Source organism: Massilia sp. Soil_C_3 (genome assembly GCF_057657035.1).
In genome coordinates, this window is record NZ_JBDGJG010000008.1 from 333,696 (window position 1) to 352,799 (window position 19,104).

16 protein-coding genes are annotated in these 19,104 nt (G+C 68.7%); 6 read left to right on the top strand and 10 right to left on the bottom strand.

Going from position 1 to position 19,104, the window contains the following annotated elements; translation table 11 throughout:
* Positions 1–4: 4 nt before the first annotated feature.
* Positions 5–1,354, bottom strand: a complete 1,350-nt coding sequence (locus tag AC3A6F_RS18645; RefSeq protein ID WP_487683326.1) for a hypothetical protein — start codon at positions 1,352–1,354, stop codon at positions 5–7.
* A 59-nt stretch (positions 1,355–1,413) separates the two neighbouring features.
* Positions 1,414–2,220, bottom strand: a complete 807-nt coding sequence (locus tag AC3A6F_RS18650) for a ThuA domain-containing protein (RefSeq protein ID WP_487683328.1) — start codon at positions 2,218–2,220, stop codon at positions 1,414–1,416.
* Positions 2,221–2,418: 198 nt separating this feature from the next.
* Between AC3A6F_RS18650 and AC3A6F_RS18655 the strand changes: the two genes are divergently transcribed.
* Together AC3A6F_RS18655 and AC3A6F_RS18660 are read left to right on the top strand one after the other, a co-directional pair.
* Positions 2,419–3,258 (top strand): universal stress protein, encoded by an 840-nt coding sequence (locus AC3A6F_RS18655; protein WP_487683330.1) that lies wholly within the window; start codon positions 2,419–2,421, stop codon positions 3,256–3,258.
* A 33-nt stretch (positions 3,259–3,291) separates the two neighbouring features.
* Positions 3,292–3,765 (top strand): hypothetical protein, encoded by a 474-nt coding sequence (locus AC3A6F_RS18660; RefSeq protein ID WP_487683332.1) that lies wholly within the window; start codon positions 3,292–3,294, stop codon positions 3,763–3,765.
* A 3-nt stretch (positions 3,766–3,768) separates the two neighbouring features.
* Here AC3A6F_RS18660 and AC3A6F_RS18665 read toward each other — a convergent pair whose 3' ends face one another.
* Positions 3,769–4,311, bottom strand: coding sequence for a flavin reductase family protein (locus AC3A6F_RS18665; protein ID WP_487683334.1), 543 nt, complete (start codon positions 4,309–4,311; stop codon positions 3,769–3,771).
* Between the two features lie 175 nt (positions 4,312–4,486).
* Here AC3A6F_RS18665 and AC3A6F_RS18670 point away from each other — a divergent pair, with 175 nt between their 5' ends.
* The gene (locus tag AC3A6F_RS18670; protein WP_487683336.1) at positions 4,487–4,939 is read left to right on the top strand and encodes a winged helix-turn-helix domain-containing protein; all 453 of its coding nucleotides are present in this window, start codon (positions 4,487–4,489) and stop codon (positions 4,937–4,939) included.
* Here AC3A6F_RS18670 and AC3A6F_RS18675 read toward each other — a convergent pair.
* On the bottom strand, positions 4,825–7,032 hold the full coding sequence (locus tag AC3A6F_RS18675) for a hybrid sensor histidine kinase/response regulator (protein WP_487683338.1): 2,208 nt from the start codon (positions 7,030–7,032) through the stop codon (positions 4,825–4,827). The genes AC3A6F_RS18670 and AC3A6F_RS18675 overlap by 115 nt on opposite strands.
* A 79-nt stretch (positions 7,033–7,111) precedes the next feature.
* Positions 7,112–7,597: an Lrp/AsnC ligand binding domain-containing protein gene (locus AC3A6F_RS18680; protein WP_005667188.1), complete on the bottom strand. Its 486-nt coding sequence runs from the start codon at positions 7,595–7,597 to the stop codon at positions 7,112–7,114.
* Positions 7,598–7,705: 108 nt separating this feature from the next.
* On the opposite strand from AC3A6F_RS18680, the gene AC3A6F_RS18685 reads away from it, so the two are divergent.
* Entirely contained in the window at positions 7,706–8,998 is a 1,293-nt protein-coding gene (locus tag AC3A6F_RS18685; protein ID WP_487683340.1) for a D-amino acid dehydrogenase, read from the top strand.
* 4 nt (positions 8,999–9,002) lie between these two features.
* Positions 9,003–10,121, top strand: a complete 1,119-nt coding sequence (gene alr / locus AC3A6F_RS18690) for an alanine racemase (protein WP_487683342.1) — start codon at positions 9,003–9,005, stop codon at positions 10,119–10,121.
* On the opposite strand, the gene AC3A6F_RS18695 is transcribed toward alr, so the two are convergent.
* The gene (locus AC3A6F_RS18695) at positions 10,118–10,807 is read right to left on the bottom strand and encodes an SOS response-associated peptidase family protein (RefSeq protein ID WP_487683344.1); all 690 of its coding nucleotides are present in this window, start codon (positions 10,805–10,807) and stop codon (positions 10,118–10,120) included. The genes alr and AC3A6F_RS18695 overlap by 4 nt on opposite strands.
* Before the next feature lie 110 nt (positions 10,808–10,917).
* On the opposite strand from AC3A6F_RS18695, the gene AC3A6F_RS18700 reads away from it, so the two are divergent.
* Positions 10,918–14,109, top strand: a complete 3,192-nt coding sequence (locus AC3A6F_RS18700; RefSeq protein ID WP_487683346.1) for a hybrid sensor histidine kinase/response regulator — start codon at positions 10,918–10,920, stop codon at positions 14,107–14,109.
* Positions 14,110–14,133: 24 nt separating this feature from the next.
* Here AC3A6F_RS18700 and AC3A6F_RS18705 read toward each other — a convergent pair whose 3' ends face one another.
* From AC3A6F_RS18705 to AC3A6F_RS18720, 4 genes are read right to left on the bottom strand one after another with little or no spacing between them, the layout of a single operon-like run.
* A complete protein-coding gene (locus AC3A6F_RS18705; protein ID WP_487683348.1) occupies positions 14,134–15,708 on the bottom strand; it encodes a chemotaxis protein CheW in 1,575 nt (524 codons plus the stop codon).
* The gene (locus AC3A6F_RS18710) at positions 15,705–16,211 is read right to left on the bottom strand and encodes a chemotaxis protein CheD (protein ID WP_487683350.1); all 507 of its coding nucleotides are present in this window, start codon (positions 16,209–16,211) and stop codon (positions 15,705–15,707) included. Before AC3A6F_RS18710 ends, AC3A6F_RS18705 begins: the two co-directional genes overlap by 4 nt.
* Positions 16,212–16,217: 6 nt before the next feature.
* Positions 16,218–17,042: a CheR family methyltransferase gene (locus tag AC3A6F_RS18715; protein ID WP_487683352.1), complete on the bottom strand. Its 825-nt coding sequence runs from the start codon at positions 17,040–17,042 to the stop codon at positions 16,218–16,220.
* Between the two features lie 9 nt (positions 17,043–17,051).
* Positions 17,052–18,749, bottom strand: coding sequence for a methyl-accepting chemotaxis protein (locus tag AC3A6F_RS18720; RefSeq protein WP_487683354.1), 1,698 nt, complete (start codon positions 18,747–18,749; stop codon positions 17,052–17,054).
* Between the last annotated feature and the right edge of the window lie 355 nt (positions 18,750–19,104).

Below are 19,104 nucleotides of genomic sequence, written 5' to 3' on the forward strand. Positions count from 1 at the left end.
GACACTAGGCCAGAACCAGCTGCAGGGGGCGGGCCTCATCGTCGGCATCCACCACGAGCGTCTGCCCACCGTGGACCTCGCGGCCGGCGCGCCGGCCGTGCGCCTCGACCCGGTACGGCCGGCCCGGCGCCAGCGCGAGCTCCACGCAGCCGTCGCCCGGAACGCCCACCCGGATGCCGTCCACGCTCAGGGCCGCCGACCCTGCTTCCAGGTCGTCGTCGACGCACAGGCGGATGTGGACCGGCTCGGCGGACGAAACGTCCCCGGACTGGAGCCCCAGGCGCAGGGGCTGGACACCGGCGTCACTCGCGCCTGGCGCCAGGGCTGCCAGCGCCAGTGCGCCACCACCCTGGCCGGCAAGCGCGGCCGGCGCAGCGGCCGTACTGTTCAGTGGCGCGTTACGGGGATGCAGACCGTTGGCGACGCCGCGGATCATCAGGAGGATGGTTTCCGAGCCAAAGCCGGCCAGGAAGGCGAGCGCCACGGCGCCGGCCTGGCTCGCGGGGTCGAGCACCTGGTAAGCCGTGATCGCGATTAGCGGGGCCGACGCGAACTGCATGATCTGGAACACCAGCTCCTCGCGCCCCTGGCGCGCATCGATCGCCGGTTCGAACGCGGTTCCCACGAACCCCCGTTCGGAACGCTTCTGGATCTCGGGCACGCGCCGCGACAGGCTGACGGCCCCGCCGAACAAGGCCACGATCACGAAAGGCAACGGCACCACCACGCCGCCCGTGATGTCGACCCGGTTGCCCGGGGAGCCGAGCAGGCATGCCTCGGGCGAACGCGACGTGCAAGGCAGTTCGGACTGGGCACGCAGGGCGCCGCCGATGTTGACGAGCCATTGGTTATGGGCGGGCCGGGGAGCGGTCGCGGTGTCGGCCGCGCTCGCGGCGGCGGCCGGGCGGCCCTCTTCCACCTGCGCGCCCGTCCTGGGGACGGGCCGCCCCTCGGGATCGCAGCGCAGCTGGGCCGCGGCGTCGGCATCCGCGACGCAACCCGACACGATCCCGATCGGCTCGCTGCCGAGCGCCTGGCTCTTCACAAAAGGCGGAATCATCAGGACCGCGAACGAAGCGATCACGAAGAAATAGGCGAACCTGACCTGTTCGCGGCGCCGCGCGAGCGGATCGCCGGTGAAGGCGTGGATGAACCAGCCGGCGGCGCAGGTAACAGTGACCAGCAGCAGGAGCTTATAGGCGTGCGGCGCAGGCGATTCGCGCAACGCGACGTCATCGGCGGTGCCGGTAAAGTGCGCGACGAGATGGGGTTCGACGAGGTAGGCGATGGCCGTGGCCAGACACATCAGCAGGAGCAGGACGGAAAAGGTCAGGCTCCAGTTTCCTCTGTACATGATCGCCTCCAAGGACCATCCGTGCTTCTTAGGATCGTCCGAACCGGATTTGGTTCGCGCTAGCGCGCCGGGCCCGGCCCGCCCTGGCCGGCGCCGATGCCGCGCCCGGTCGCCGCCCAGTAGATCCCGCCATACAGGTGATGCAGGAAAACCGGATCGCGATAGGTCGCCGCCATATGCCCCATCCCGGTGTAGAAGGCGCGGCCGCCGTCGTAGTACTGGTACCAGCTGACCGGGTGGAATGCACCCATGCCCTTGCCCACGCGATCGGGCCAGGTCGTTTGCGGGCGGTAGGTACTCTCGTCCACGCTCAGCAGGTAGACCAGGTCGTTCGAGCGCGCCGGCCCGTATTCATACCACTCGTCGGTGAACAGATTGCGCGGCGCGAAGCGTTCCATGCCGGGAAAGTTCGTCTGCTCGACCTTCACGATCGCGGTCTGGATCGCGGGGTGGATGCGGAACATATGTCCCACCATCCTGGTGTACCACGGCCAGTCGTACTCGGTGTCGGCCGCGCTGTGCACGCCGACGTAGCCGCCGCCGCGCCGGATGAAGCGCTCGAAGGCCGCCTGCTGGGCCGCGTCGAGCACGTCGCCGGTGGTGAGCAGGAAAATCACCGCCTGGTACTTCGCCAGCTCGGCGTCGTTCATCACGCGCCCGGCATCGGCAGTCCAGAACACGTCGAAGTCATGCAGCTTGCCGAGTTCCTGCACCGCCGTCACGCCGGCATGCACCGCATCGTGGTGCCAAGCGGTGGACTTGGTAAACAGCAGCACATTGAACTGGGCAGACCGTGCCGGGGATGCGAAAGCGAAGGCAAGCGTGCAGGCAAGGATGAGGGCGGCAAGCGGACGATTCATCGGCATGGGCTGTCGAGGTGGCGAAGCGGTCAACGCTAATCCTTCACTTCTTGCTTGTCAACAAAACCATTCCAGCACAGGACGCCGCGATATTTCATTCCTGTTTGATCGCGATCAACCGTGCGCCTGACACGGTCCCTTGCGCGGCGTATAGTGAAATGCCGTGCGCCACGCTCCCGATGCATTTCAGAACGGAGTCAGCATATGCTCAAGACCATACTCGTCCATGTCGACGGCGGTCCCTGCCAGGAGAGCCGCCTGCGCGCGGCCGCGCTGCTCGCCGACGCGCACGGCGCCCACCTGGTGGGCAGCGCCGCCACCGGGCTGTCGATGGCCAGTTATGCGGTGCTCAACGGCTCGATGGCCATGCCGGTCTCCAACCGCGAATTCCAGGAATTGCGCGATTCCGTCACGGTCGTGCTCGACGATTTCGTGACCCAGGCCGAGCGCCTCGGCATCCACGGCGCCGAGCCGCGCATGGTCGAGGACGCCGACCACGACGGCCTGCTGCTGCAGGCGCGCTATGCCGACCTGATCGTGGTCAGCCAGGACAATGGCCGCGGCCGCACCCGCGCCACGACCGAGCGGGGCCTGCCCCACTATCTCGCCCTGCACGGCGCCCGTCCGGTGCTGGTGGTACCCGACACCTACCACGGCAAGCCGATCCCCGGCGATGCGCTGGTCGGCTGGGACGGCAGCATGCCGGCCCAGCGCGCGATCGCCGCCGCCCTGCCCCTGCTGGCGCACGCCGGCACCGTGCACCTGGCGCTGGTCAACCCCGACCTGCAAGCCGGCCTGCACGGCGACGAACCTGGCGCCGACATGGCGCACTACCTGGCGCGCCACGGCCTGAAGGTCGACGTTGCCGTCGCGCACACCCGCGCCAACGAGGGCGAGGCCCTGATCGACATGGCGCGCGACTGCCACGCCGGGCTGATGGTCACCGGCGCCTTCGGCCACAGCCGCTACCGCGAATGGATCCTCGGCGGCGTCACGCGCGACGTGCTCGACCACGCCCCGGCGCCGCTGCTCATCGCCCATTGAATCCCACTTGATCTACTTCTCCCTATTTCCGCCATGACTTTCCACCACTATCCAGGAGGCAGCGCCGGCGCCATCGGCGCCGCGATCCGCCATGCCCGCCGCCACCTGTGCGCCCGCCTGGCCGCCACGGCCGACACCACCTGCACGCCGGACGACCGCTTCGTGCACGCCTTCCCGGCCGTTGTCACGGCGGTCGAGGTCGGGTTCCGGCACGAGGAAAGAGTCATGGAAGCGCTCGACTACGAACGCCTGCACGAGCACCGCGCCGAGAACGCCACTATCCTGGCCGCCCTGCACCGCGCCATGCCGCTGGTCGAGGATGGCGACGTCACGCTCGGCCGCCAGCTGGTGGCGGCGCTGCTCGACCTGCTGTCGCTGCACCGGATCAGCACCGACCTGGCGCTGGCCACGGCGCCGCGCGCGCCGGCCGGCCGCCCCGGCGGGCGGGTGCCGCGCATCCTGCTGCATGGCGCCGCGCACGCGCTCTGGCGCTCGCGCCACCATTGAACGTCACTTCAGGCCCGCGCGCTGGCGCCGGATCACCTTGCCCGACACCATGAAGGTGCCGTCGCCCTTGTAATGCAGGGTCTCGGGATGACGCGGCCGCGGCGCCACGCGCGCCGCCACCACTTCCCAGATGAAGAAATCGTAGCGCTCCACCAGGCTGTCGTCGTGCAGCCGGCACTCGAACTGGGCGTGACACTCGCGGATCGACGGCGCCGCCACCCGCTCGCTGGCCTCCGGCGTGAGGCCGAAGGCGGCGAACTTGTCGATCTCGGCGCCAGTGGTGGAACCGACGCCCAGCACCGCCTCGAGCTGCCGCGTCGTCGGCAGGTTGATCACACACTCGCCGCTGGCGCGGATCAGGCCGTGGCTGTGGTTGGCGGACGAAATCACGCAGCCAACCAGCGATGGACTCGATTCCATCACCGTGTGCCACCCCATCACCATGACGTCGCGCTCATCGGCGTGGCATGAGGTCACCAGCACCACCGGTCCCGGTTCCAGGTAACGCCGCACCTCATGCAGCGGCAGGTCGTGCTTGCGTGCCATCCTTCCTCCGTCTTGAGCCCGTCCGTATTATCGCCCCGCCCCGACACACCCGGCGTACGCTTGCCGGCGCCGCACGCGACAGCAGAAAAATTCTAGCGCTGCCGCGCGCTCGGGGCGGACAATCGGACAAGATACGACCCGGCCGCTGCCGCCACCAACAGACACGAGGCTTGCCATGGATTCCGGCCCCCCCGCCCCCACCAGGATCGCCTTTCTCGACTTCGAACTGCTGCTCGCCCAGCGCCTGCTGCTGCGCGCCGGCCAGCCGCTGCCGATCGGCGCACGCGCCTACGACCTGCTGGTGCTGCTGGCCTCCCAACCCGGCGACATAGTGAGCAACCGCGCGCTGATGGCCGGGGTGTGGCCGCATACGGTGGTGGTCGAGGCCAACCTGCGGGTGCAGATCGCGGCCCTGCGCAAGCTGCTGGGCGACGCCGGCAGCGCGATCGTGAACGTGGCCGGACGCGGTTATGCTTTCACCGCGCTGCCAGCTCCGCAGATTGCCCCGGATGCTCAGCCGCCGGCCGCCGCCACCGCCTCCTGCAGCGCCTCGATGGTCGCCGGCTTGGTCAGGTGCACGTCGAAGCCAGCCGCCAGCGCGCGCGCGACGTCGGCCTGCTGCCCGTAGCCGGTGAGCGCCACCAGCCGCAGCGCGGCCGGGGCGCCCGCAGCCGGTGCGCCCGCAGCCGGTACGCCCGCATCGGCGCGCAAGGCTGCGGCCAGCGCGTAGCCGTCCATATCGGGCAGGCCGATGTCGAGGATCGCCACTTCGGGCGGTTCGGCCAGGGCCAGCGCGCGCGCCTGGACCGCGCTGTGGGCGACCCGCACCGCATGGCCCAGATGGCGTAGCAGCAGTGCGCTGGCCGCGGCCGCATCTTCGTTGTCGTCGACCAGCAGGATGCGGCGTCCCGGCGCCGCCGGCGCCAGCGGGACCGGCTCGCTCGCCGCGCTCGGCGCGCCGAGCGGCAGGATCACCTCGAAGCGGCTGCCGGCGCCCGGGCCGGCGCTGTGGGCCGCGACCCGGCCGCCATGCAGCTGGGCGATCTCGCGCACGATCGCCAGGCCGAGTCCAAGTCCGCCGGTGCGCCGCGCCAGCGGCTGCGGCGCCTGGTAGAACGGCTCGAACACGCGCGCCAGCAGTTCCGGCGCCATGCCGGCGCCGTTGTCGCTCACGCCCAGCACCGCCTCGCCATTGCCCGCCGCCAGCGTGACGCGGGTGTCGCTGCTGCCGAAGCGGGCCGCGTTCGACAGCAGGTTGCCCAGCACCTGCACCAGGCGCGTCTCGTCACCAATGACCCAGACCTCCGGCGGCGCCTCCAGGGCGATGGGTTCGCCCGGCAGGGCCGCCACCGCGTGACGCGCCAGTTCGGCCAGGTTCAGCGGGCGGGTCTCGATCGCCAGCTTGCCGGAGGCGATGCGCGAGACGTCCAGCAAGTCGTCGACCAGGCGCCGCAGGTGGGTCACCTGGCGCCGCATGACGCCGCGCTCGCGCTGGCTGCCCGGTTCGCCCCGCAGATCCATCAGGTCGAGCGAGGTCAGGATGGGACTGAGCGGATTGCGCAGTTCGTGGCCCAGCATGGCCAGGAAGGCGTCCTTGGCCTGGCCGGCCTGGCGCGCCTGGGCCAGCGCTTCCTCGAGCGACGCCAGCAGGCGCGAACGCTCCTCTTCCTGTGCCGCGCGGCGGCTGGCGGCGGCCTCCAGCGCCTGGCCCATCTCGCGGATTTCCTTGATCCGCGACGGCGCCACCCGCACCGTGCGCGCGCTGCCCAGGGCGGCGGCGCCGGCCTGCACGCTCTCGATGCGGCGCACGATGCGGCCCGAGAGCCACGAGGCCAGCGCGATGCAGGCGCTCAGCACCACCCACGCGCCCAGCACGTAGACCGCGAAGCGCTGGAAGAAGCCCACCCCGAAGCCGGCGCTGGGGGCGCCCACCGCCACCACCCAGCCATAACGCGGCGAGGTGGTGTAGGCGCTGATCACGTCGTCGCCCTCGAGCGCGGTGGTGGCGCCCACGCCTTCCGGGCCGCCGCCGCGCATCAGCGCCGTGAGCGAAGCGCTCGGGGCGCCGACCACGGTGCGTTCCTGGTCGCGCGAGCGCGCGACCAGCGCGCCGCCGCCGTCCATCACCGCGATCACGGACTCGGGCGGGATCTTCTGGCGCGCGATCACGTCCAGGAAGCGGTCCGGCTGGACCACGGCGCTCAAGACCCAGGGCTGACCGTCAGGACCGGTGACCGGGATCCGCACCGGCACCGCCGGGCGCCCGCCCTGCCCGCGGGCGACGCGGCCGGCCATCGGGCGGCGCTGCTCCATCGCCTGGTGCAAGCTGGCCGGGTCGGCGACGCGCGCCGGCGGTGCGCCATATGGCGCCATGGTGCGAAACAGCGAACGGCCGGAGGCGTCGGAGAGCACCACCCCCAGCCAGTCGGCGCGCGAGAGGCGGCTGGCGGTGTCGTGAAAGCCGCGCAAGTCGCCGCTGGCGAGCTGGGGACTCTTGGCGATGCCGCTCAGGGCGGACACGGTGGCGTCCAGCTCCGCGTCGACGGCGCTCGACAGCGCGCGTGCGTGGCCGATCATCATCCTTTCCTGTTCCTGCTCCAGATAGAGGCCGGCGCCGTGGATGGTCCAGACGCCCAGCAGGACGAGCGGCAGCAGGCCGATCGCCGTGAGCAGGATCAGGAGGTGTCGAAGGGACAGGACGGGTCCGGCAACGGCGCGCATGGGTGTTCCAGAGGGGAAACGTTCATTATAGGATGAGCCAACGTCATCCTTGCGGTTTTTGCGGGATCGACGATGAGCTTCAGCGTGGAATCGACAGCGCCAGCGTCTCCTTCAGCTCTTCCATCACCACATAGCTCTTCGACTGGCCGGCGTCGGCCACATGCAGGATCTCGCCCAACAGGCGCCGGTATTCGGACATCTCGGGGATGCGCGCCTTGATCAGGTAGTCGAAGTCGCCCGACACCAGATGGCATTCCATCACCTCGGGAATGGCCAGCATCGCGCGCCGGAAGCGTTCGAAGGCCTTGTCGGATTTCTGGTGCAGGTTGATCTCGACGAACACCAGGATCTGCATGCCCAGCGCCTGCGGATTGATGCGCGCGTAATAACCCTGGATGACGCCGTCGCGCTCCATGCGCTTGACCCGCTCGATGCAGGGCGTGAGCGACAGTCCAACCTGCTCGGCCAGGTCTTTCATCACGATCCGCGCATCCTGCTGCAGGATGGAGAGGATGTGCAGGTCGATCCGGTCCAGGATGCGGTTCGAGGCTTTTTGTACGCGCATGGCTCAAATCCAGAATATTTGCTGAAAAATGACGTATTAACAGAAACAATTATCTCCCCACCCGCGATACGATGGCAACCTTTTCTGGATTCAGCTTTCGAGGGATATATGCGAGTCATCGTATTGGGCAGCGGTGTGGTCGGCGTCACCACCGCGTATTACCTGGCGCAGGCCGGCCACGAGGTCACGGTCATCGACCGCCAGCCCGGCCCCGCCCTCGAGACCAGTTTCGCCAATGCCGGCCAGATCTCGCCCGGCTATGCCTCGCCCTGGGCCGCGCCCGGCATTCCGCTCAAGGCCGCCAAGTGGCTGTTCCAGCGCCACGCGCCGCTGGCGATCCGTCCCGACGGCTCGCTGTTCCAGCTGCAGTGGATGTGGGAGATGTACCGCAATTGCGACCCGTCCCGCTACGCCGTCAACAAGGAACGCATGGTGCGCCTGGCCGAATATAGCCGCGACTGCATGCGCGCACTGCGGCGCGACACCGGCATCGCCTACGAAGGCCGCCAGCAGGGCACGGTGCAGCTGTTCCGCACCCGCCAGCAGTTCGACGGCGCGGCCAAGGACATCGAGGTGCTGCGCGACGCCGGCGTGGCCTATGAAGTGCTGGAGGGCGCGCAACTGGCCACGGCCGAGCCGGCGCTGGCCAATGTGGCCGACAAGCTGGTCGGCGGCCTGCGCCTGCCGAACGACGAAACCGGCGACTGCCAGCTGTTCACCATCCGCCTCACGGCCATGGCGCGCGAACTGGGCGTGCGCTTCGAGTTCGACACGGCCATCCGCCACCTCAACGAAGCGGGCGGCGAAATCGTCTCCGTTGACACCGACAAGGGCGTATTCGCCGCCGACCGATTCGTGCTGGCCCTGGGCAGCTACTCGCGCCTGCTGCTGCAACGCTGGTTCCCGCTGCCGGTCTATCCGATGAAAGGCTATTCGCTGACGGTGCCGATCACGGACGCTTCGCGCGCCCCCGTATCGACCATCCTCGACGAAACCTACAAGATCGCCGTGACCCGCTTCGACGACCGCATCCGCGTCGGCGGCATGGCCGAACTCTCCGGCTACAACCTCGATCTCAACCCGCGCCGCCGTGAAACCCTGGAGCTGGTCGTCAACGACCTGTTCCCGGGCGCGGGCGACACGGCCCAGGCCAGCTTCTGGACCGGCCTGCGTCCAATGACGCCGGACAGCACCCCGGTGGTGGGCGCCACACCGCTGCGCAACCTGCTCCTCAATACTGGCCATGGGACCCTGGGCTGGACCATGGCGGCCGGCTCGGCCAGCGTGATCGCCGACCTGGTGGGCGGCAAGGCGCCGTCGATCCGGGCCGACGACCTGGCCGTGTTCCGCTACGCGGGCAGCAACGGCGCCGCCGCCGGCGGCAAGCTGGCGCAGGCTTGACGCCATGAGCGAGCAGGCAAGCTGCGCCCGCGCCGGGGCTATCCTCACGGTCGACCTGGACGCGGTGCGCGCCAACTACCGCCTGCTGCGCGAACGCGGCGCGGCCAACAAGGCGGCCTGCGGCGCGGTGCTCAAGGCCGACGCCTACGGGCTCGGCATGGACAAGGTCGCGCAAGCGCTGGTGCGCGAAGGCTGCCGCAGCTTCTTCGTGGCCCACCTCGACGAGGGCATCCGCCTGCGCCGGATCGTGCCCTCGGATTGCACCATCCACGTGATGCATGGTGCGATGCCGGGCACGGCGCGCGACTGCGTCGAGCACGACCTGGTGCCGGTGCTGAACGACCCCGGCCAGGTGGCCGAATGGCGCGCGCTGGCAAGCGAGCTTGGGCGCCAGCTGCCGGCCGCGCTCCAGGTCGACACCGGCATGTCGCGCATGGGACTGGCCACGGCCGATCTCGACCGCCTGCGCCAGGATCCGGCCTGGCTGCTGGGCGTCGACCTGCGCCTCGTGATGAGCCACCTGGCCTGCGCCGACGAACCGGCGCATCCGCTCAACGAGCGCCAGCGCCTGCGTTTCGAAGCGGTGCGCGCGCTGTTCCCCGGCGTGCCCGCCAGCCTGGCCAACTCCTCGGGCGTGTTCCTGGGCGGCGCCTGGCACGTCGACCTGCTGCGTCCGGGGTGCGCGCTGTACGGCATCAATCCCCAGCCGGGCCACGCCAATCCGCTGGCGCAGGCGGTGTCGCTGGCGGCGCGCGTGGTGCAGCTGCGCACCGTGGCCGCCGGCGACATCGTCGGCTATGGCGCGCGCTATGTCGCGCCGGGCGAGCGCCGCATCGCCACCATCGCCATCGGCTATGCCGACGGCTGGCTGCGCGCCCTCACCGGCCACTCGCAGGCTTTTGTCGACGGCGTGGCCGTGCCCTTCGCCGGCACCGTGTCGATGGACAGCATCACGCTCGACGTCACCGGCATTCCCGAACCGCGGATCGCGCCGGGCCAGACGGTCGACCTCCTGTGCCCGCAGCAGACGGTGGACGAGGTCGCGGGCCAGGCCGGCACCATCGGCTACGAGGTGCTCACACGCCTGGGGTCGCGTTTCCACCGCCAGTACATCGGCGGCTAGAACAGCTCTCCGTTCAAGGATGGCGGCGGCGTCGCGCGCTTGGGCGCCAGTGGCGCCGGCCACGCTTTCATGGCTTCGGCCGGGTAATGCCGCAGGAAACTGCGCGCGACGTCGGCATCGCGGCAAGCCAGCCAGTCCCCTACGTCTTCCTGCCCCAGCAACACCAGCGAGCGCTTCTCCTCGCCCGGCTTGTGCATGCGCCGCATCAGCGGATGGTCGTCGGCGTTGATGGTGACCTGGGTGAAGGCGGTCGACATCGTCCCGTCGGCCTCCTGCCATTCGCGCCACAGCCCCGCCACCCAGAACATCGCGTCATCGGCCATGCCGATCGCGGTGCGCTCGGCGCGTCCGCTCTCGTAGCACGGCTCGTAGAACCACAGCATCGGCACCGCGCACAGCTGCAGGCGGCGCAAGGCGGGGGCGAAAGAGCGCCGCTCGAGCAGCGATTCGGCGCGCGCATTCATGGTGTCGAAAGGCTTGACCTCGGGCGGGATGTGGCGCCGCGGCACCATGCCATAGCTGGCCACGCACGCTTCCAGCGGCAGGCCGGGCGCAGCGCGCAGGATCGGCGCCGCGTAATCCTTCCAGGTCTCCTCGGGCCAGTGCCAGTCGCGCGGCAGGATGCTGAAGGCTTTGACGCGGCCGTTGAACTGCTCGGGAGTCGGAGGGCGATAATTAACGCACATGGAAAGAGCCCAAAAAGTGTTGCTCAATGATAACAGTGGCAGCCGTCATGAGTCGTACATGGGAGCTCAAGTGTAAAATACCAGGATTCATCCCTTCGCATTCACACTCGATGCCGCCAGCCAGCCTTCCCTTCCTGCCCGCCACCGACGAGACTTCGCGACTCATTCTAGCGTTCCCCTGGAACACCACGAGCCTGGGCCCCATCGAAGACTGGCCGACCGTACTCAAGACCACGGTGGCCCTGATCATGGCCACTCCGGCGCCGATCGTCACCCTGTGGGGCGAGGACGGCTACATGATCTACAACGACGCCTACCGGGTGTTTGCCGGCGGGCGCCACCCGGTGCTGCTCGGCTCGAAGGTGCGCGAGGGCTGGCCCGAGGTGGCCGACTTCAACGACAACGTGATGAAGGTGGGCCTGGCGGGCGGCACCCTCAGCTACCAGGACCAGGAGCTCACCCTGCACCGCAGCGGGCAGCCCGAGCCGGTCTGGATGAACCTCGATTATTCGCCGATCCGCGACCAGGAAGGCGCGATCGCCGGCGTGATGTCGGTGGTGGTCGAGACCTCGGCCAAGGTCAAGGCCGAGCGCCATGTCCTGGCCGAACGCGAGCGGCTGCATACCATGTTCGAGCAGGCGCCCGGCTTCGTCTGCCTGCTCGAAGGCAGCGAGCACCGCTACGCCCTGGCCAACGATGCCTACCGCACGCTGACCGGCCACCGCCCCCTGCTCGGCCTGCCGGTGGCGCAAGCGGTGCCCGAACTGACCGCACATGGGATCGTCGAGGTGCTCGATCGCTGCTTCGCAGACGGCAGCACCTTCCGCGCTGAAGGGGTCGAGCTCACCCTGAGCAATCCCGGTCTGGAGCAACCCGTGCGCACCTTCATCGATTTCGTGTTGCAGCCGCTCAAGGACGCCAACGGCGCCGTGTTCGCCACCTTCGTGGAAGGCAATGACGTCACCGAGCGCATCACGGCCGAGCGCGCGCTACGTTCGAGCGAAATGCGGTTCCGGACCTTCGCCCAGGCCATGCCCAACCACGTGTGGGCCGCGCGCGACGACGGTAGCGTCGAATGGATCAACGACCGAGTGTACGAATACGCCGGCGTCGGTCGCGAAGCCCTGCTTGGGCACGGCTCCGACCAGCTGGTGCATCCGGACGACAAGGCCCGCTACCTCGCTCTGTGGTCCGCCAGCGTTGCCACCGGCGCCCCGCTCGACGCCGAGATCCGCGTGCGCCGCCATGACGGCGAATACCGCTGGCACCTGGTGCGCGCACGGCGCCCGCAGGGCGAGGCCGGTGGCCAGGCCCTGTGGATCGGCAGCAGCATCGACATCGAGGAACCGAAGCGCGCCAGCGAGGCTTTGGCGGCCGTCAACGCGACCCTCGAAGAACGGGTCGCGCGTCGCACGGCCGAGCGCGACCGCATGTGGCGGCTGTCGAAGGACATCATGCTGGTAGCCGACTTGCAGGGCGCGCTGTTCGCGGTGAACCCTGCCTTCACCTCCATCCTCGGCTGGACCGAGGCCGAGGTGCAGGCCACCTCGCTGCTCGAGCTGGTGCATCCGGACGACCGCGCGCCGACCGCGACCCAGATCGAGGCGCTGCGCCTAGGGGGCCAGGTGTTCCGCTTCGAGAACCGCTGGCGCCGCAAGAACGGCAGCTGGTGCCACCTGTCCTGGACCGCCTCGCCCGACGAGCAGTACATCCACGCGGTGGGCCGCGACATCAGCACCGACCTGGCTCAGATGGAGGCCATGCGGCGCACCGAGGCCGCGCTGCAACAGGCACAGAAGATGGAAACCATCGGCAAGCTGACCGGCGGCGTGGCGCACGACTTCAACAACCTGCTGCAGGTCATCGGCGGCAATCTGCAACTGATCGCGCGCCGCGCCGACGGCCTGCCCGAGATCAAAAAGCGCGTCGAGAACGCGATGAACGGCGTCGAGCGCGGCGCCAAGCTGGCCAGCTCCCTCCTGTCGTTCGCGCGCCGCCAGCCTCTCGAGCCGAAGGCGGTCAAGATCGGCCGCCTGCTGGGCAGCATGGAAGACATGATGCGGCGCTCCCTGGGCGAGGAGATCGACGTCGAGATGGTGATGTCGGGCGGCCTGTGGACCACCGAGGTCGACCCGGCCCAGCTCGAGAACGCGATCCTGAACCTGGCGATCAATGCGCGCGACGCCATGGACGGCGCCGGCAAGCTGACCATCGAGGTCGCCAACGCCGCCCTGGACGCCGGCTACTGCGCCGCCCACCCCGAGGTCGCGCCCGGCCAATACGTGCTGCTGGCCGTGTCCGACACCGGCAGCGGCATGCCGCAGGAGGTCATCGACCAGGCCTTCGAGCCCTTCTTCTCGACCAAGCCCGAGGGCAAGGGCACGGGCCTTGGGCTGTCGATGGTGTACGGCCTGGTCAAGCAGTCGGGCGGCCACGTCAAGATCTACAGCGAGGTCGGCGAAGGCACCACGGTCAAGATCTACCTGCCACGTTCGCTGCAGGCCGAGGACCTCGCCGGCGAGCAGCTGGCGCAGCCGGTGACCGGCGGCCACGAGACCGTGCTGGTGGTCGAGGACGACGAGCAGGTGCGCCTGACCGTGGTCGACCTGTTGACCGATCTGGGTTACCGGGTGCTGCGCGCCAACGACGCCGCCTCGGCCCTGACCGTGATCGACAGCGGGATCCACATCGACCTGCTGTTCACCGACGTCGTGATGCCGGGGCCCCTGCGCAGCCCGGAGCTGGCCAGGAAGGCGCGCGAGCGCCTGCCGAACGTCGCGGTGCTGTTCACCTCGGGCTACACCGAGAACGCGATCGTGCACGGCGGGCGCCTTGATCCGGGCGTCGAACTGCTCGGCAAGCCCTATACCCGCGACGCCCTGGCGCGCAAGATCCGCCACGTGCTGGCCAACCAGCAGCAGAAGAACGCAGCCCTGCAGCCGTCGCCCGGCGCCATCGCGCCGGCCGACTCGAAGGCGCGCGTGCTGCTGGTGGAGGACGACGACGACATCCGCGAGAACACCGCGGAACTGATGCGCATCATGGGCTATGAGGTGCTGGAGGCTGCCAGCGCCGAAGCGGCGCTGGCGCTGCTGGACAAGCAGCCGGATATCGTGCTGACCGACCTGCAGCTGCCGGGGATGGGCGGCGAAGCGCTGGCGCGGTTGGTGAGGGAAAAGCTGCCGCGCGCGCGGATTGTCTTCATGAGCGGGGCCAGCCACGCATCGAATGCGGCAGACGCGCTGCTGCCCAAGCCCTACGATGCGGGGCAGCTGGAGGCGCTGCTGGAAAAGCTGGCGTAGGGCCGGCGGCGCAGCCGCAAGACCCTACGCCAGGTGCTGCCTCAGTGTCGCCAGCAAGCGCTCCTTGTCGAGCAGGGTACGCACATCCTCGCGTCCGTCCTCGCCCGGCACTTCCAGCACCTCGGCGGCGTCGCGCCGCATGTCCTCGGGTCCGTTCACGCGCAGCAGCTGCGGCGATGGACGGCGCTGGCTGTCGGGCAGCGACAGGATGGTGTCCACGCGGTCGACCACCAGGCCGAAGCGCTCGCCCTCGTGCTCCAGCACCAGGATGCGGCAGCCGGAGCGGTCCTCGAGCGGCGCCATGCCGTACAGGGTGCGCAGGTCGATCACGCACACCATCTGCTGGCGCACCTGCATCATGCCGTGCACGCAGTCCGGCATGCCGGGCGGACGGGTGACGGGGCCCTCGAAATCGACGATCTCGCGCACCTGGCCGATGTCGGCCGCCCAGCCAGTGTCCAGCGAGAAGGCCAGGTAGACGCGGCGCGCGCCCACCTTCTTCTCGGCCGCGCGGGCGGCGCCGGCTTCGGCCGCATACAGGCGGCGGTGGCCGGCGCAGATCTCGGCCACCTCGGCATCCGAGAACAGCGTCTCGTGCGCCAGGAACAGGCTGTCGCCCAGCTCCGCATTGGGCAGGCAGCCACGGTACATGGCCCCGCGCGCGGTGCCCAGCATCGGGATCGGCAGGATGTCGGTGTCGAAGTAGGGACGGATGTCGTCGACCGCGTCGACCAGCAGCCCGAGCTGCTCGTCGCCGATGCGCACCACCAGCACCCGCGCATCAATCGGGTCGCCCGTGCCGGGCGCGCACTGCAGCAGCGCGCCGAAATCGACCACGCCGACCGGTGCGCCGCGCAGGTTGAGCCAGCCCTTGCACAGGCGCCCAAGCATCACCGACGGCTGCAATGCCGGCACGCGCATGATTTCCTGGATCGCCTCCATCGCCAGCGCGAAGCGCAGGCCGCCCACGGTGAACGAGATGCACTTGCGGCCTTGCGCCTGGCGCAGGAAGCGCATGCGCCAGGCTTCGCGCGCGACGCTGGCGTGGGCCCGCACCTGGGGCACGTTATCGATGCGCACCAGGCGCGCGGCGTCGAGCATCTGAACGATGCGCGCGCCGTCCTCGAGGGTGATCGCACCCGCGATTACGCCGGCGCCCGCGCGCTGGTCTGCGCTCCAGTGCAGGCCGGCGCGCTGCTCGGGACGCACGCGCAGCACTTCGCCGGTGGCGTCGAACACCAGGCCGACCTGGATGTCGTCGACATCGACGATCGTCACCCGCTGCTCGCTCGACGCGGCGGGCGCTGCCGGATCGAAGATGCGGCCCAGGTTCAAGAGCGGTATGGCGGCGCCGCGCAGGGTGAAGATGCCTTCCAGGCAGGCTGGCGACAGCGGGATCGGCGTGATCCGCCCAGGCATGCCCACCACTTCGCGCACGTGATCGGCCGGCACCGCGAATTCCTGGCCGGCCAAATAGAAGGTGCCCACCACTTCCATCCCGGCGGCCTCGCGCAGCACGCGCGCGGCCGCGGCCTGCTGCGCCTCGATGCCGGCGACCGCAGCGCGCGCATCGCCATGCATATCGTCCAGCGCGTTCATGCCGCCACCATCTGCTCGCGCCGGGCCGATTGAATACGCACCACGCTGAAAGTCTGGCGGTCGCAGTCGATCGACAGGCGCCGCCCCTGCGAGCCGCCCACGTCCTGGAACGTCACCTGCAGGCCGCGCAGCGAGATCTGCGAGCGCGCCGCCGCGATATTGCGGGTGCCCACGGCGCCGTCGTGGGTGCGCAGGTTCAGCATGCGCGCGCCGCCGGCGATCACCACGTCCACCTCGTCGTACTGCTCGCGCCGCACGCCCAGCGCCGCCAGCAGGCGCGGCACCGCGGCGCTGACATAGCGCGCCGAATCTTCGCCCGTCTCGACACCCTCGGGCAGGAAGCAGTGCGCCAGGCCGCAGCGGCGCTGGCGGCGCCAGATCATGCCGATCCCGACGCAAGAGCCCAGCAGCGCGGTCAGGACCTGCCCGCCCTGGCCGATCTGCATCTGGCCGGTCAGGACATGGGCGGTGTGGTCAAGGCGATGGTTCAGGTGCGTAGTCATGGTGGTTTAATCCCCGATACGATAGACGTGGGCCTGCTCGAACACGAAGGCCGTGTCCAGGCGGGTGATGGATTCCTGTTCGCCCAGGACCAGGCGCGCCTCGCGCTGCATCGACGCGCGGGCGCCGGCCAGCACCCGCTGCTGGGCCTGCGCATCGAAGTAGATCAGCACATTGCGCAGCATGACCAGGTCGAAGCCGGCCACGCGCGGCGGCCGCTGCAGCAGGTTGTGTTCGCCGAACTCGACGTACTGCGACACCTCGCCGGCGACCTGGTAGGCCTGGCCCACCGGGCGCAGGTATTTGCGGAACAGTTCCGGGTGGTCGCGCTCGAAACGCTCCACGCTGCGCCCGCGGTACATGGCGGCGCGCGCCGTGTCCAGGGCCTCGGTCGAAATGTCGGTGGCCAGGATCTCGAAGCGCAGGCCGGGGAAGTTGCGGCGCGCCTCGAGGCAGGTCATGGCCAGCGAATACGCTTCCTCGCCGGTGGCGGCGGCGGCCGACCAGATGCGCAGCGGCGTAGCTTCGGCGCGCGCGGCCCACTCGGGCAGGAACTCGCGCTCCAGCCAGCGCCACACGGCCGGGGTGCGGAAGAAGGCGGTGTCGTTGGTGGTCACCGAATTGATGAACGACACGACTTCCTGGCGGTCGTGGTCGAGGCGCGCGATGTAGGCGCCGTAGTTGTCGAGCCCCAGCGCGCGCAGGCGCGGCTGCAGGCGCCCCTGCAGCAGCACGCGCTTGTGCCGGCCCATGGCGATGCCGGTGTGCTGGCGCACCAGGCCGATAATGGCGTCCAGCTTGTCGTCGCTCAGTTCCATGTCGCTCAGTCCCATATCGCTCCCTTACACCACGAAGCGGGCCACGGTGGCGTTCAGGTGCCCGGCGTGCTCGTTGAGGCCCTCGGTCGAACGCGCGATGCTGTCGCAGGAACCGGCCGAACGCTCGGTTTCCTGGGCGATGTAAAGAATCGCGGCGCTGACTTCCTTGGCCGTCAGCGACTGCTCGCTGGCGCTGTCCGAGATCTCGGCGATCGCCAACGAGGTCTTGCCCACGCCGGTGGTGATGCGGTCGAACGCTTCGCTGGCCTGGCGCGAGATTTCGCTGCCCTGGGCCACGCGGCGCACCGATTCGTTGATCAGCTTCGAGATTTCCTTGGTCGCCTGCGAGGAACGCTCGGCGAGCTTCCTGACCTCGTCGGCCACGACCGAGAAGCCCAGGCCATGCTCGCCGGCGCGGGCGGCCTCGATCGCGGCGTTAAAGGCCAGCATATTGGTCTGGCCGGCGATCTCGCCGATCACCTTCACGATCTCGCCGATGTCTTCCGACGACTGGTTGATCATGGCCATCGCCTCGATCGAGCGGGCGATCGCCTTGGCGCCGATCTCGGCCTCGTCGCGGGTGTTCTGGGCCAGGGCATTGGCTTCCTGGGTGCTGCGCGCGATGGTGTTGATCGAGGCGGTCAGGCCGTCGACCGAGGCGTTCATCTGCTCCACCGTGGCGCCCAGCGCCTGGGCGCTGGCCGCCACCGTATTGGAGCGGTCGGCAATTGCGCGCGAGGAGTCGTTGAGCTTGCCGGCGGCGTTGACGGCGTCGCCGATCACGGCGCGCAGGTCGCCGATCATCTTCATGACGCCGCGCGCCAGCTGGTCGAGCGGCTCGTCGCCGCTGGTGTCGATGGAACCGGTCAGGTCGCCGCGCGAGGCGCGCGCCACCTGCTCCAGCAGCGCGTCGACCTTCAGGCGTTCGGAGTCGGCGCGCGCGACGGCGGCCTGCTCCAGCATCACCTGTTCGGTGATGTCGGTGGCGAACTTGACCACCTTTACCGGCTTGCCGTCGGCGTCGAAGATCGGGTTGTAGGTGGCCTGGATCCACACCGTCTTGCCGTGATTGCCATGGCGCTTGTAGCGGCCGGCGTCGAACTCGCCGCGATTGAGCTTGCCCCAGAAGCGGCGATAGGCCGCGCTGGCCGCGTATTCGTCGTCGCAGAACACGCGGTGGTGCTCGCCGCGCACGTCTTCCAGCGCGTAGTCGAGCAGGTCGAGGAAGTTGGCGTTGGCGTCGAGCAGCATGCCGTTCATGTCGAATTCGACCACGGCCTGGGCCTTGGCGATCGCGGCCACCAGGCCCGAGGTCTCCGCGACGCGCAGTTTTTCCAGCGTGATGTCGGTGGCGAACTTGATGATCTTGCACACCCGGCCGCTGGCGTCCTTGACCGGATTGTAGGAGGCATTGATCCAGAACTCGCGTCCGCCCTTGGCGATGCGCTTGTACTCGGCGCGGTCGGCCTTGCCGGCGGCCAGGTCTTGCCAGAAGCGGACATAGGCCGGCGAATCGATCAGGTCGCGCTCGCAGAACATCGAATGATGCCGGCCCGTCAACTCATCGTCGGTATAGCCGGTCACGGCCAGGAAGTTGTCGTTGGCGCGCAGGATGTTGCCATTCAAATCGAACTCGATGATGGCTTGGGCGCCGTCGAGCGCCGAATAGATCGCGCGCAGGTCCTGCAGGGCGTCGGGCGATTCCAGGTAGATGGTTTCCATATATCCACAGGTTAGTAGGTCGAGACGACGCAAAGCGCGGCGCCACAGCATGCGTGGAATCAATCATGCGCCAAAATACGCAAACAGTAAATTCAGCAAAGTCAGAGGGTGGAAAAACAGGCCTTATCTTGTCGTTTCCTAACAACAACATCCTCAGATCAGTCGTCGTGTAAGCGATTTATCTAGGAACGGTGGCTGTCGCTTGTTCGTGATGTTTCTCTACAACATTGAAATCTGCAAAAACGAAATATTTTTCTTGAGAAAGTCAGTAAATTCGATAGAATGCAAGACATCAACCAAACCAGTAAATTTGAAACCATGATGACCCCTCCCTCCCACCGCTTGATTCAAAGGA